The sequence below is a fragment of the Streptomyces sp. NBC_00224 genome (assembly GCF_041435195.1).
Taxonomy (GTDB): Bacteria; Actinomycetota; Actinomycetes; order Streptomycetales; family Streptomycetaceae; genus Streptomyces.
Genome location: NZ_CP108106.1, coordinates 1451824 through 1465366, shown reverse-complemented (window position 1 = coordinate 1465366; position 13543 = coordinate 1451824). Strand labels below are relative to the sequence as shown.

The 13543-nt window shown below is 71.9% G+C and carries 14 protein-coding genes; 8 read left to right on the top strand and 6 right to left on the bottom strand.

Annotated features, from left to right (window positions below; genetic code table 11):
* The first annotated feature begins 73 nt into the window (after positions 1-73).
* The 4 genes from OG965_RS06545 to OG965_RS06530 all read left to right on the top strand — a co-directional run bounded on the left by OG965_RS06545 (position 74) and on the right by OG965_RS06530 (position 4848).
* A complete protein-coding gene (locus tag OG965_RS06545; RefSeq protein ID WP_371650076.1) occupies positions 74-1669 on the top strand; it encodes a DHA2 family efflux MFS transporter permease subunit in 1596 nt (531 codons plus the stop codon).
* Between the two features lie 2 nt (positions 1670-1671).
* Positions 1672-2370: a TetR/AcrR family transcriptional regulator gene (locus OG965_RS06540; protein WP_371650073.1), complete on the top strand. Its 699-nt coding sequence runs from the start codon at positions 1672-1674 to the stop codon at positions 2368-2370.
* A 135-nt stretch (positions 2371-2505) separates the two neighbouring features.
* Entirely contained in the window at positions 2506-3738 is a 1233-nt protein-coding gene (locus OG965_RS06535; protein ID WP_371650071.1) for an alpha/beta hydrolase family protein, read from the top strand.
* Positions 3739-4032: 294 nt separating this feature from the next.
* Positions 4033-4848, top strand: a complete 816-nt coding sequence (locus OG965_RS06530; protein ID WP_371650069.1) for a BTAD domain-containing putative transcriptional regulator — start codon at positions 4033-4035, stop codon at positions 4846-4848.
* A 72-nt stretch (positions 4849-4920) separates the two neighbouring features.
* Here OG965_RS06530 and OG965_RS06525 read toward each other — a convergent pair whose 3' ends face one another.
* Positions 4921-6087 (bottom strand): alpha-hydroxy-acid oxidizing protein, encoded by a 1167-nt coding sequence (locus OG965_RS06525; protein WP_371650067.1) that lies wholly within the window; start codon positions 6085-6087, stop codon positions 4921-4923.
* A 154-nt stretch (positions 6088-6241) separates the two neighbouring features.
* Between OG965_RS06525 and htpX the strand changes: the two genes are divergently transcribed.
* Both htpX and OG965_RS06515 read left to right on the top strand, forming a co-directional pair.
* Complete coding sequence (htpX, locus tag OG965_RS06520; RefSeq protein WP_371650065.1) at positions 6242-7147, top strand: zinc metalloprotease HtpX; 906 nt, start codon at positions 6242-6244, stop codon at positions 7145-7147.
* 62 nt (positions 7148-7209) lie between these two features.
* Positions 7210-7788, top strand: coding sequence for a hypothetical protein (locus OG965_RS06515; RefSeq protein WP_371650063.1), 579 nt, complete (start codon positions 7210-7212; stop codon positions 7786-7788).
* Positions 7789-7798: 10 nt separating this feature from the next.
* On the opposite strand, the gene cynR is transcribed toward OG965_RS06515, so the two are convergent.
* The gene (cynR, locus tag OG965_RS06510) at positions 7799-8695 is read right to left on the bottom strand and encodes a transcriptional regulator CynR (RefSeq protein ID WP_371650061.1); all 897 of its coding nucleotides are present in this window, start codon (positions 8693-8695) and stop codon (positions 7799-7801) included.
* A gap of 122 nt (positions 8696-8817) precedes the next feature.
* Here cynR and OG965_RS06505 point away from each other — a divergent pair, with 122 nt between their 5' ends.
* Both OG965_RS06505 and cynS read left to right on the top strand, forming a co-directional pair.
* A complete protein-coding gene (locus OG965_RS06505; protein WP_371650059.1) occupies positions 8818-9405 on the top strand; it encodes a carbonic anhydrase in 588 nt (195 codons plus the stop codon).
* A gap of 47 nt (positions 9406-9452) precedes the next feature.
* Positions 9453-9923: a cyanase gene (gene cynS, locus OG965_RS06500; protein ID WP_371650057.1), complete on the top strand. Its 471-nt coding sequence runs from the start codon at positions 9453-9455 to the stop codon at positions 9921-9923.
* Between the two features lie 67 nt (positions 9924-9990).
* On the opposite strand, the gene OG965_RS06495 is transcribed toward cynS, so the two are convergent.
* The 4 genes from OG965_RS06495 to OG965_RS06480 are packed head-to-tail and all read right to left on the bottom strand — an operon-like array spanning position 9991 to position 13467.
* On the bottom strand, positions 9991-11214 hold the full coding sequence (locus OG965_RS06495; protein WP_371656862.1) for an ABC transporter permease: 1224 nt from the start codon (positions 11212-11214) through the stop codon (positions 9991-9993).
* Complete coding sequence (locus OG965_RS06490) at positions 11214-11918, bottom strand: ABC transporter ATP-binding protein (RefSeq protein ID WP_371650055.1); 705 nt, start codon at positions 11916-11918, stop codon at positions 11214-11216. The genes OG965_RS06495 and OG965_RS06490 overlap by 1 nt, the downstream gene beginning before the upstream one ends.
* On the bottom strand, positions 11915-12973 hold the full coding sequence (locus OG965_RS06485; RefSeq protein WP_371650053.1) for an efflux RND transporter periplasmic adaptor subunit: 1059 nt from the start codon (positions 12971-12973) through the stop codon (positions 11915-11917). The genes OG965_RS06490 and OG965_RS06485 overlap by 4 nt, the downstream gene beginning before the upstream one ends.
* On the bottom strand, positions 12970-13467 hold the full coding sequence (locus tag OG965_RS06480) for a hypothetical protein (RefSeq protein WP_371650051.1): 498 nt from the start codon (positions 13465-13467) through the stop codon (positions 12970-12972). Before OG965_RS06480 ends, OG965_RS06485 begins: the two co-directional genes overlap by 4 nt.
* Positions 13468-13543 lie beyond the last annotated feature (76 nt).

The following is a 13543-nucleotide window of genomic DNA, read 5'->3' as shown; positions in this document are numbered from 1 at the left end:
TCTAGCGTCGTGAACCGCACAGCCACAGACGGCAGTTCACGCAACACCCTCTTCCTTCCGAGGAGCGGCACCCGTGACCACTCAGCTCGAACATCGCAATGCCGAGCAGGACCAGGCGGCCGCCCACCGCTGGTGGGTACTGGGCGTGCTCGTGGTGAGCCTCCTGCTCGTGGTCCTCGACACATCGATCCTGAACGTCGCGCTCAAGACGCTCGCCGAGCCCGCACCACAGGGCCTGGGCGCCTCCTCCAGCGCGCTGCAGTGGTCGGTGGACTCGTACACGCTGGTCTTCGCGGCCCTCCTGTTCAGCACCGGAGTGCTGGCCGACCGCTGGGGACGCAAACGTACGCTCGTGACCGGGCTCGTCGTCTTCGGCGGCGCCTCGCTCTGGTCCGCGTACGCGGGCAGCGCCGGCGAACTGATCGCCGCGCGCGCCGGACTCGGCGTCGGCGGCGCGCTGGTGATGCCCGCGACCCTGGCGATCATCATGAACGTCTTCCCGCCCGCCGAACACGCCAAGGCCGTCGGCATCTGGGCCGGCGCGGCCGGTCTGGCGGTCGCCGTCGGCCCCATCACCGGCGGCGCGCTCCTGGAGCACTTCTGGTGGGGCTCGGTCTTCCTCATCAACATCCCGATCGTCGTGATCGGCACCGTCGCCGCGCTGGTCGTCGTGCCGGAGTCCAGGGACCCCGGGCGCGGCGGCTTCGACCCGGTGGGCGTCGCCCTGTCCGTGGCGGGTCTGACCCTGCTGGTGTACGGGGTGATCCAGGGCGGCGAGTCGGACGACTGGGCGGCGGGCCGGGTGTGGGGGACGATGCTCGGCGGGCTCGTCGTGCTGGCGGCCTTCGTCGGCTGGGAACGGCGGGCCGAGCGCCCGGCCCTCGACATCGCGCTGTTCCGCGTCCCGCGTTTCTCGGCCGCCGTGACCGTGATCGGCCTGGTGTTCTTCGCGCTGCTCGGCGCCACCTTCTTCCTGGTCTTCTATCTGCAGAGCGTGCGCGGCTGGACGCCCCTGCAGGCCGGGTACTGTCTGCTGCCGCTGGCCGTGGCCCAGTTGGCGTTCTCGCCGCCCGCCACGCTCGCGGCCAAGCGGATCGGGGTCCGCCCGGTGTGCACCACCGGGATGCTGCTGACCACCCTGGCGTTCGTCGTCGTCGCCACCGTCGACGAGCACACCTCGCTGTGGCTCCTCGAATCCGTCTTCTTCGTCCTGGGCGTGGGCATCGCCTGTGTGATGCCGCCCGCCACGGCCGCCGTCATGTCGGCCCTGCCCCGCCGGCGCGCGGGCACCGGCTCGGCCGTCAACACCACCTTCCGTCAGGTGGGCGGGGCGCTGGGCGTCGCCGTCCTCGGCTCGGTCCTGTCCACCGCGTACCGCTCGCGGATGTCGGACCACCTGGGAGCCGTGCCGGGCCAACTGCGCGACAAGGCAGGGGAGTCCGTGCAGAGCAGCCTCGCCGTGGCCGACGCGCTCGGCCCGCGCGGCGCCGGGCTCGCGGGCCACGCCGTCGACTCGTTCGTCTCCGCGATGCACCTCACCGCACTGGTCGCCGCCGGGGTCACCTTCCTCGGCGCCCTCGTCAGCCTGCTCCTGCTGCCCGCCCGTACGCCCGACGAACCCGCCGGTGCGGACGAAGCGGCCAGGGTCCACCACTCCTCGGAGGTCTGAGCATGCCACCACCCGTTCCACCGGAGGCCGAGGGCGCCGCGCCCGCCGGCCTCCGGCCCGTCTCCGCGACCGGGGACGGGCCCGCCCCCGCGCCGCCCGCGCAGCGCGCCGCCCGCGGCGGGCGCCAGCGCGACCCCGCGGCCGACCGGGCGATCCTGGAGAGCACCCTGGGCCTGCTGGGCGAGGGGTGCAGCTTCAGCGCGCTGTCGATGGACCTGGTGGCCCAGCGGGCCGGAGTCGCCCGCGCCACCATCTACCGCCGCTGGCGCAACAAGGAAGAGCTGGTGCTCGCTGCCCTGAGCAGCCTCGACGTCCCCGTCGCCCCCTCGGACGGACTCCCTCTGCGGGAGCGTCTGGTGGACCTGGTCGACCAGATCCGCCACCGCGGCCAGGACACCAATCTGCACCGCCTGCTCGCCGGCCTCCTCGGCGAGGCGGTGCACCGGCCGCAGCTGGTGGAGGCGTACGAGGACACCGCGGTCGCCGCACGGAGGGACGCCATGCGGCAGGTGCTGCGCGACGGGCTGGACAGCGGAGAGCTGCGCCCCGGCCTCGACGTCGACCAGGCCATCGAGCTGCTGACGGGGCCGATGCTCGCGCGGCTGATCCTTCGTCAGCGCCCGGTGGAGTCCGCCGCGTTCGCGGAGGCGATCGTGGACACCTTCCTCGACGGCACCCGGACCCACCCCGCACCCCGGTAGACGGCCCGCGCCCACCGGAACGGGAAACCGGGCGCCGGGCGCACGCACTGGTCGGCCGCGCGCGAGCGCAGCGCCATCCGCCCGTCCGCCGCATGGACGGGCACCGAACCACCTCCCCACCCAGGAGCCGCAACCATGAAGTTCCTCTTCGACGACCCAGCCTTCGACTACCAGGCCTTACGGGCGGCCGGCTACGCCGACTTCGGCGGGGCCCAGCTCGGCGAGATCATCGCCGTCGCCTCGCGCATCCCCGGCGGCGACACGGACGCCTGGCGGCGCGAGTGGACCGCGCTGGCCGAGCGCGTCCACGGCCTCGCCGCGGCCGCGCTCGCCCAGCGCCGCACCCTCGACGCCCGGGGCGCCCTGCTGCGCGCCCACACGTACTACCGCACCGCCGAGTTCTTCCTGCGCGACGACCCGCTGCACGACCCCGAGGCGGCGCGGCTGATGCGGCTCTCCAAGGAGACCTTCGCCGAGGCGGCCGGGCTCATGGAACGCCCGCCGGAGTTCGTCCGCATCCCGTACGGGGACGGTTCGCTGCCGGGGTACTTCTACCGCGCGGACGACTCCGCGGGGCCGCGCCCGACCCTGATCCACCACGGCGGCATCGACTCCACGCTTGAGGAGGGCTACTTCTTCATCGCGGCCGCCGCCCAGGCGCGCGGCTACCACGTCCTCTGCTTCGAGGGGCCGGGGCAGGGCTCGGTGCTGCGCGAGCAGGGGCTCACCTTCCGGCCGGACTGGGAGGAGGTGGTCACGCCCGTGGTGGACTTCGCGCTGGCGCAGCCGGGGGTGGACCCCGAGCGCGTCACGCTGGTGGGGACCAGCCTCGGCGGGCTGCTCGCGGTCCGGGCCGCCGCGTTCGAGCACCGGCTCGCGGGGTGCGTCGCGCATGACGCGGTCTGGCAGCTGGGGGACGTGGTGTGGCTGCCGCCGTTCGTCCACGAGTGGGTGGAGCAGGGCTGCGACGACTTCGCCAACCCCGTGATGTACGGGATCGCCGTCCAGCAGACCTTCACGCGCTGGCTGCTGCGGCAGGCGATGTGGACGTTCGGGGTCCAGAGCCCGTCCGAACTGCTGCGCCGGATGCCCGCGTTCGGCCTCGCGGACGTGGTCGGGCAGGTGCGCTGTCCGGTCCTGGTGCTGGACGCCGAGGAGGACATGTTCTTCGCCGGTCTGGAACACGCGAAGAAGGTGTACACGGGCCTCAACTCCCCCAAGACCCTGCATGTCTTCACCTCGGACGAGGGCGGGGGAGCCCACTGCCACTCCGGCTCCATGACCCTCTTCCACGACCGGGTCTTCTCCTGGCTCGCCGAGACGGCGGAGCCCAAGGCCCAGGAGCCCGAACCCGCGCCGTCCGTCTGACCGTTCGCACACGCACGCCCGAGGCGGGCGGCCCCGGGGGACACCCGGGGCCGCCCGCCTCGGGCGCTCTGTATACGGCACCCGGAATTAATAATCGAATTCCCGCTGATTGGTGGCCGAAATGGCCCCTGGGTGCTGCGCTCCAGGTGTTAGCGCCCTTTTAATGGTTACGTAACGACTGCTCGACTACGATGTTTATCGGCAATCGCGTGCACCTGGGGCGCGCGGGCCCGGGTGAACGGGGAGATCCGTACTAGTTGAATGCCTGGCATGCATTCAAGGGGGTTGCGTCACGTGTCCCTGTCCTATGCACAATCGAGTCATCCGCTGCGCTACGAAGTACTGGGGCGGCTCCGGGTGACCTGCGGCGACGTCGATCTGACGCCGGCGCCACCGAAGATCGCCAAGCTGCTCGCCCTGCTGACGATCCGGGCAGGGGAGACGGTACCGGGCGACAAACTCATGGCGGAGCTCTGGGAACAGCATCCACCGCGGTGTGCGGCGGCGAGCCTGCGGGTCTATGTGTCACAGCTGCGCAAGCTGCTCGGCACACCCGGCCGGGCCTCGCCGATCGTCACTGTTTCCCCGGGTTACATTCTCGACGTCAGTCAGAACCAACTCGATGTCCGGACGTTCGAGAGACTCTATGAAAGCGGCCGGGCCCGTTACCTGGCGGCCGACTACCCGGCCGCGTCCGAGTGTCTGAGAAATGCCCTCGCCATGTGGCGGGGGCCGGTTCTGGACGGGATGTCGGGGTCCTCGGAGATCAGCTCGTTCGCCGCCGTGGAGGACGAAAAACGGCTGAATTGCATCGAGCTGAATATTGAATCCGCCCTGGCGCTCGGCCGCCATCACGCCGTGATAGAGGAGCTGAAGGGACTCGTCGTCCAGCACCCGCTGCGCGAGCCCTTCTACCGGCAGCTGATGGCTGCCCTGTATCGGGTGGGCCGCCAGGGCGACGCCCTGGGCGTCTACCGCAGCGCGCGCCAGGTCATCCGCGAGGAGCTGGGCGTCGAACCGGGCCCGCCGCTGCGGCTGACCCAGGAAGCCATCCTGCGGGCCGATCCGGCCAGGCTGGAAGCCGTCGGCGTGACGGCGTCGGCGCGCTGACCCACCGCGGACCATGGCGAGCCGGCTCAGGCAGCTCCCTGAGCCGGCGTGCGGCCGCGCGAGCGGGGCGGGTCAGAGGACGCGCCGGAGGGATTCGGGTGTGAGGTCGGCGAGGGCGGGATAGCCGTCCACCGCCATCAGCAGATCGGCCTCGGCGAGCAGCGAGCGCAGGACGTGGACGAGGCCGTCCGTACCGCCCACAGCGAGTCCGTACGCGTAGGGGCGGCCGACGCCGACGGCCGTGGCGCCCAGGGCGATGGCCTTCACGATGTCCGTCCCGGTGCGGACGCCGGAGTCGAACAGGACCGGCAGGCCGTCGGCCGCCTCGACCACGCCGGGCAGCGCGTCGAGGGCGGGCAGCCCGCCGTTGGCCTGGCGGCCGCCGTGGTTGGAGCAGTAGATGCCGTCCACGCCGCCGTCCCTGGCGCGCCGGACGTCCTCCGGGTGGCAGATGCCCTTCACGATCAGCGGCAGCTCGGTGAGCGACCGCAGCCAGGGCAGATCGTCCCAGGTGAGCGGGTTGCCGAAGATCTGCGCCCAGCGCCCGGCGGCGGCCCGCGGGTCCTCCTCAGGGGTACGGTCCAGGGCGGCCCGGAAGACCGGGTCGGAGGTGTAGTTGGCCAGGCAGTGGCCGCGCAGCTGGGGGAAGTTGGCGGTGCTCAGATCGCGCGGGCGCCACCCCGTGACCCAGGTGTCGAGGGTGACGACGATGGCCTTGAACCCGGCCTTCTCGGCGCGCCGCACCAGGCTCTCGGCCAGCTCGCGGTCGGTGGGGGTGTACAGCTGGAAGAAGCCCGGCGTCGAGCCGAACTCGGCGGCGACCTCCTCCAGAGGGTCGACGGTCAGCGTCGAGGCGACCATCGGGACGCCGGTGCGGGCGGCCGCGCGGGCCGTCGCCAGATCGCCGTGCCCGTCCTGGGCGCACAGCCCGATGACCCCGATCGGCGCCATGAACAGCGGCGACGGCAAGGTCGTCCCGAACAGCTCGACGGACAGGTCGCGCCGCGCGGCCCCGACGAACATCCTCGGGTACAGCCCCCAGCGCTCGAAGGCCGACGCGTTGGCCCGCTGGGTGCGCTCGTCGCCCGCGCCGCCCGCCACGTACGACCACAGGGACGGCCCGAGTGCGGCCTCGGCGCGGGACTCCAGCTCCTCGTACGTGAACGGGAAGCGCGGCACCACGCCGCCGAGCCCCTCGAAGTAGATCTCGTTCTGGTAGAAACCGAATGCCTGGGTCATGGGGCGGCCTTTCCACGGTCGGTCGATGGGCCTGGTCGGTGGACGGTCCTCAATCCTCGACCTGGCCGGCTCCGCTCACAACGCCCCTTTACGGCCGCCGTAAGTGGCATGGTGGAGAGTGAGAACCCAAGGACCCGGGCCCCGGGGAGACATCATGATCGGCCGTTTCCAGCCCGACCGGCAGCTGACCGCGCGCATGCTGGTCACCCTTTTTCTGCTCGGCCTGCTGTACGTGGGGTTCGTGGCCGCGCTGCTCGTCCTGCTGAAGTCGACGGTGCTGGTCGTCGTCATCGCCGCGGCCCTGCTGCTCGGGCAGTACTGGTTCTCCGACCGCATCGCCCTCTACGCCATGCACGGCCGCCTCGTCACCCGCGAGGAACAGCCCCAACTGCACGGTGTCATCGACCGGTTGTGCGCCACGGCGGACATGCCCGTGCCCCGGGTCGCCCTCGCCGACACCGATCTGCCCAACGCCTTCGCCACCGGGCGCAACGCCGACCACGCCGTCGTCTGCGTCACCACCGGACTGCTCAGGCGCCTGGAGCCGGAGGAGCTGGAGGGCGTGCTGGCCCACGAGCTCTCGCACGTGGCCCACCGCGACGTCGCCGTGATCACCGTCGCCTCGTTCCTGGGCGTCATCGCCGGGCTGATCGTCCGCTTCGCCTTCTACTCCCAGATGTTCGGCGGCCGCCGCCGCGGCGACCAGAACACCTTCGCGATCCTGATGGTCGTCATGGCGGTCTCGGCGGCGGTGTACGCGCTGAGCTTCCTGCTGATCCGGGCCCTGTCCCGCTACCGGGAGCTGGCCGCCGACCGCGCGGCCGCCCTGCTCACCGGCCGCCCCTCCGCGCTCGCCTCGGCGCTGACCAAGCTGGACGGCGACATCGCCCGCATCCCCAGCAAGGACCTGCGCACGGCCAGTGCCTTCAACGCCTTCTACTTCGTGCCCGCCCTCGGTGCCGGCGCCACACTCTCGCGGCTCCTGTCCACCCACCCCACCCTGGAGCAGCGCCTCGACGGGCTGGCCAGGATCTCGGCGGAGCTGGGCCGCCCGGCATGAGCGGCCCCGCGCGCCCCCGACCGTACGACGAGAGCCCGCACAGGACGGAGTGACTGATCCGCATGGGCTTCCTGGACATCCTGCTCGGGCGGACCAAGCCCGTCGCCCCCGACCTCGACCGGCTCTTCGCGGTGCCGTCGGCGGCCGTCACCCTGGAGGCGGCGGCCGGATTCACCCCGACCGGACGGGGCTCGGTCTGCTTCACCACGGTCGAGGGCGGGGCCTTCACCCGGATCCGGAAGGACGTCGAGGAGCTGCTCAACGCGGACGCCGAACGGGGCGGCAGCCCGGTGGAGTTCAGCCGTGACGAGTACGGCTACACCTGGCTCCTGTCGAGGCGCGGGCCCGCCGAGTCGGCCGCGCTCGCCGGGGATCTGCACGCGGTGAACACCGCCCTCCAGGAGAGCGGCTTCGGCCCCCAACTGCTGTGCTCCCTGGTCGGTTTCCAGGACGACGGCGGGCACGCGCTCGCGCTGGTGTACCTCTACAAGCGCGGCACGTTCTACCCCTTCGCCCCGCTGCCCGGCGAGAAGCGCGACAGTGCGCTGGAGCTGCGGATCAAGGCGGTGCTCGCGGACGACCTGCGCATCGAGCAGGACCTCGCCCGCTGGTTCCCGGTGTGGGGCGCGCCCGGGCTGTGAGCGCCCGTTCTCAGGCGGGCGGGTAGTCGCGGTCGCGTACGAGCCGGCGGGTGAGGCGGGTGAAGGCGCGGGCGGCGGCGCTCTCGTACGCGCTCTCCCGCCGCAGGAGGGTCACCGTACGAGCGGGCAGGGCCGGTTCGAGCGGGACCGGGTGCAGCCGCGGGTGGTCGTGCGTGACCGCGTCGGGCAGGACGGTGGCCAGCGGGGTGCGCTGGACGATCTCCGTGAGGGCCTGGAGGGAGTTGGCCTCCACCGCGATATGCGGCCGCACCCGGTGCGCGGCGAGGTAGGCATCGATGTGGCCACGGGTGGCGAAGTCACCGCTCAACAGGGCGAGTTGGCGGTGTTCCAGGTCGCGGACGGAGAGCGGCCCGGAGGGGGCGGCGCCGGTGGCCACGACGAGGGTCAGGGTCTCGGTGAACAGGGGTGTCGCGGCGATGCCCGGCAGATGGGGCCGGTGGAAGGCGATGCCGAGGTCGAGCTCGTCGGCCAGCAGACCGGCCTCGATGCGGTCCTGCGCCAGCTCCTTGACGTCCAGGGTGATTCCGGGGTGGCGGGCGTGGAGCTCCGCGACGAGGGGGCCGGTGAGATACGCGGTGAACGTCGGTGTCACGGCCAGGCGCAGGCTGCCGCGCGAAAGGTCGGCCACGTCGAGGACGGCGCGCTCGGCGGCGGCCAGCTCCCGCAGCGCGCGGCGGGCGTAGTGGACGTAGGTCTCGCCCGCGTCGGTCAGCCGTACGGTCCGGCCGGTGCGGTCCAGGAGCTGCGCCCCCACCGTGCGTTCGAGCTGTTTGACCTGCTGGGAGAGCGTGGGCTGGGAGATGCGCAGCTCCTCGGCGGCACGGGTGAAGTTGCCCTGCTCGGCGACGGCGAGCAGATAGCGCAGATGACGCAGTTCCGGAGCCATGCTCCAACTATAGATGAGACCAATAGCAGACATGGATAGCACGTCTTGGACACTATAGAGGCAGGTCATGCATGGTGGATCTCGTCAGCCCCACGGGGCCGACAGCCACCGAAGGGAGTGACATGCAAGACCTCACCGAGGGCGTCGCGCGGTTCCGCCGGGACGTCTTCCCGGCCAAGGCGGAGCTCTTCGCACACCTGGCGACCACCCACCGGCCCTCGACGCTGTTCATCAGCTGCTCCGACGCCCGTGTGGTCCCGGAGCTGATCACCGGCAGCGAGCCGGGCGAGCTGTTCGTCATCCGCACCGCCGGAAACCTCGTCCCCGCCTACACACCGGGCATCGACGGCGTCGCGGCCAGCATCGAGTACGCGGTCGCCGCCCTGGGTGTCACCGACATCGTCATCTGCGGCCACTCCGCCTGCGGCGCGATGACCGCCCTGGCCGAGAGCCACGACATGGGCGCCCTGCCGACGACCGCCGACTGGCTGCGTCACGCGGACGCCGCGCGGGCCCGCACCACCACGGCCGGGGTCGACGCCCTCGTGCGGAACAACGTCCGCGCCCAGCTGGCGAACCTGGTCACCCACCCGTCGGTGGCCCGTGCCCTGACGCAGGGCACGGTCGCACTGCACGGCTGGTGCTACGACATCGCCACCGGCGCCGTCGAGCAGCTCGACGTCGTGAACCCCTTCGCCGCCGCGGCCTGACCCCCCTCCTCCCACCGTTTCACCCGCTCGAAAAGGAGCTCTTTCCCATGGTGCACGCCCAGTTCGACAACACCGCTCGTCAGGCCCTGGCCGCCAAGGCCGTCGACGCCAAGATCCGCAAGGACCTGTCCTGGCAGCAGATAGCCGACGTCGCGGGCCTGTCGGTCGCCTTCGTCACCGCCGCGGTCCTCGGCCAGCACCCGCTGCCCACGGCCTCGGCCGAGGCCGTGGCCGAGCTCCTGGACCTGGACGCCGATGACGCCATGACGCTGCGGACCATCCCGACCCGCGGCTCCATCCCCGGCGGTATCCCCACCGACCCGACCATCTACCGCTTCTACGAGATGCTCCAGGTCTACGGCACCACGCTGAAGGCCCTGGTCCACGAGGAGCTCGGTGACGGCATCATCTCCGCGATCAACTTCAAGCTGGACGTGAAGAAGGTCGCCGACCCCGAGGGCGGCGAGCGCGCGGTGATCACGCTGGACGGCAAGTACCTGCCGACCAAGCCGTTCTGACCCGATGCGGCGATGGGCGGCGGGTCGTCCCCCACGACGACCCGCCGCCCACCCACCGCCTCCCTCCCTACGCCGCGTGCAGCGCCAGCGTGGGGGAGAGCCGTGCCGCCCGTACCGCCGGATACAGGCCCGCGACCGTGCCGATCACCAAGGTCGCGCCGAAGCCGCCGCCGACCGCCCACAGCGGGACCACCCACGGCAGTCCGCCCGAGGAGGCGTACACGCCGGTCGCCGCCGCGCCCAGGCCGATGCCCGCGAGCCCGCCCAGGCCCGAGAGCATCAGCGACTCCGCGACGAACTGGACGCGGATCTGGCCCCGGGTGGCGCCGAGCGAGCGGCGCAGCCCGATCTCGTGACGGCGCTCAAGCACCGAGATGATCATGGTGTTGGCGACCCCGACCCCGCCCACCAGGAGCGCGATCCCGCCCAGGCCGAGCAGCAGCGTGGACAGCGCGCCCTCGGTGGCCGCCTTCGCCTGGAGCGCCGCCGACGGGTCGCTCACGGCGACGTTCTGCGGGTTGCGCGGGTCGACCGTCGGGGCGAGCAGCTTCTGCACCTGGCGCACGGAGGCGTCCGTGGACCGCTCGTACACGGCCGTGGGGTGTCCGTCGAAACCGAGCAGCTGCTGCGCCGCCGCCCAGCCGACCAGCGCCGACCGCTCGATCTCGGGCGCCAGCGGCATCGGGCCGAGGACGCCGACGACCGTGAAGTAGCGCTCGCCGATCCACACCTGCTGCCCCGGCCCGGTGACGCCGAGCCGGTCGGCGGCGACATGGCCGAGCACCACGGACGGGTAGCGGCCGTTGGCGGCGTTCAGCCAGGTCCCGGAGGCGACCTTGCCGCGCAGGACCTGAAGGAGCCGTTCGGTGCCCGCCTTGACGGCGATCCCGCCGGTCTCGTCCTTGGGGATCTTCTCGGTGCGCCGCACGGACTGCTTGAGGTCGCCGGTGGCGCCGACCTCCTGGACGCCGTCGATGCGGCCCACCATGCCCGGCGCGTCCTTGGGCAGCTTCACCTCCTGCCCGCTGAACATGCTCTCGCCCGGCTTCGCCACCAGCATGTTGGTGCCGAGCGCGTCCAACTGGCGCATCAACTGCGCCTGGCTGGAGGCCGAGATACCGACCACGGCGATCATCGTCGCGATGCCGATGGCGATCCCGAGGGCCGAGAGCACCACCCGCACCGGACGGCTGCGCAGCCCGGCCGAACCGACGTGCAGGACGTCCCGGGGGCTGAGCCGGGCTGCCTTGAGCCGGGTGCGCGAAGTGTCTTCCGTACGAGCAGGAGCCATCACGCCGCGACCTTTCCCCGTGCGGTGTCCGCGACCACGCGCCCGTCGCGGATGCGCACCTGGCGGGGGAGCCCCGCCGCTATCTCGGTGTCGTGGGTGATGACGGCGATGGTCGCCCCCTCCCGGTTCAGATCGTGCAGGAGCTCCATCACGGCTTCCCCGGACGCCGAGTCCAGCGCCCCGGTCGGCTCGTCCGCGAGCAGCAGATCGGGCTCGCCCACGACGGCCCGGGCGATGGCGACGCGCTGCTTCTGCCCGCCGGACAGCTCGTGCGGACGGTGCTTCATCCGGTCCGCGAGGCCCACGCGGGCGAGCGCGTCGGCGGCCAGGGAGCGGCGCCGGGCGCGCGGGAGCCCGGAGTAGAGGAGTCCCTCGGCCACGTTGTCCCGGGCGCTGACGCCCGGCACCAGATGGAACGCCTGGAAGACGAAGCCGATGTGCTGCGAGCGCAGGGCGGACAGCCGCCGGTCGCTGAGCGAGGCCACGTCGTGGCCCGCGATCTCCACCGTGCCCGCGGAGGGCCGGTCCAGGGTGCCGACGATGTGCAGCAGGGTGGACTTGCCGGAGCCGGACGGACCGGCGATCGCCAGCAACTCGCCCTGCCCGATGGTGAGATCGACCCCGTCGAGGGCCCGGACGCCGCCCGCGTACTCCTTGGTGACGCCCGTCAGCCGGACGACCGTGCTCATGGCGACCGTGCTCATACGGACGGCACCCCGACCTTCATTCCCTCGCGCAGCCCGCCGCCGCTGACCTCCACGCGCCCCTGCCCGAACATGCCGAGCTCGACCGCGACCTCGCGGGCGGCGCCGTTCTCCACCACCTGGACCCCGAAGCCCCCGCCGGGCAGCGCGAGCAGCGCGTTGACCGGCACGGACAGGACGCCCTTCTTCGTCTCGCCGGTCAGCTCGACCGTGACGGGCGCCTGGTCGAAGCCGTCGACCTTCTCCGGGTCGTCGAAGGAGACCGTGATCTCGATCTTCGGGGTCTTGTCCTGGGCGTCGTCACCGGGCTTCGCGGTCCTGCCGACCCCGCTCACCCTGCCCGGCGCCCGGGTGCCGTCCGGCAGCTGTACGGAAACCTTCGTGCCGCTCTTCGCCAACTTGGCGTCCGCGACCGGCACCTTGAACCGTACGACCCGCTCCGAGCCGGTGATCGTGAGCACCGGTTTGCCGGGGCCCACCGGGTCGCCGGCCGCGGCGCCCGCCTCCTTGATCCGCAGGGCGCTGCCCGCGAAGGCGATCTGGTCGGGTCCGATTTGCCCCGTCTGCTTCAGGTCGTGCGACTTCTGCCAGCGCTTGACCGCGGCGGCGGTGGCCGAGCTGTACTCGTCGTCGACGGTGAAGCCGGTGTAGCCGAGCGCGGCCAGGTTCTCCTCGACCTGGCGCACGTCCTTGCCCTTGTCGCCGCTCTTCAGCGTCCGGTACATCGGCTCCGAGCCGTACATCAGCCGCACCGGCTTGCCGTCCACCTCGTAGAGGCGTCCGTCGCGCCGCACGGTCGCACCCGTACCCGCGATCCAGTTGAGGGTGCCGGTGGCGCCCGCGTTGATCCGGCGCTCGCCGAGGAAGCCGAGCGTGCCGTCCTGCTGCGAGCTGTCGCTGAGGTCGCCGCGGGTGATCGGGGCGGTGGCGGGCGGGAGCCCGGAGCGGTCCTCGGACTTCTTGTGCTCGGGGGTGCCGAGGGCGGTGACGGCGACGCCGCCCCCGGCGACCAGGACGATCGTGGTGAGCGCGACGGCCAGTCGGCGGCGGCTCATCGGTTGACGCTCTCGCACGCCTTGTTCGCCTTGTCGAACTTCTGCTTCTCGGCGCCCTCGGGGATGCGCTGCGCCGACATCATCCCGCCGTCGAACTTCGGGTCGGGCATGTTGAAGCCGTTCTTGCGCATGCACTGGGCGTACTTGAGCATCTTGTCCTTGTCCGCCTGGGTGGGGCCCTTGCCGCTGCCCGAGCCGCCCTTGCCCGCGCACGCCTTCAGCGCCTTCTCCATCTTCTCCTTCGTCATGCCGTCGCCGGAGATGCTCATGGCGCGGTCGTCCTGGCCGGGCTTGGGCTCGGGGACGTTCAGCCCCTGCTCGCGCAGGCACTTGCGGTGCTCCAAGGCCTGGTCCGCCTTCTTGCCCGCGTCGCTCACGCTGTCGTTCCCGGCGTCCGAGCCCTTGTCGCCCGAGCAGCCGGTGGCGACGAGCGCGAGAGCGGAGAGGGCCGTGAGCGCCATGATCCTGCCGAGGTGTCGCTGCGAAGTCGTCATGGCCGGGAGCCTGCCGCGAGGGGGTGTTTCGTTTCTCTCAGCGGATGCGTTAACAACGGCGAAAGGTGCTCTTCGT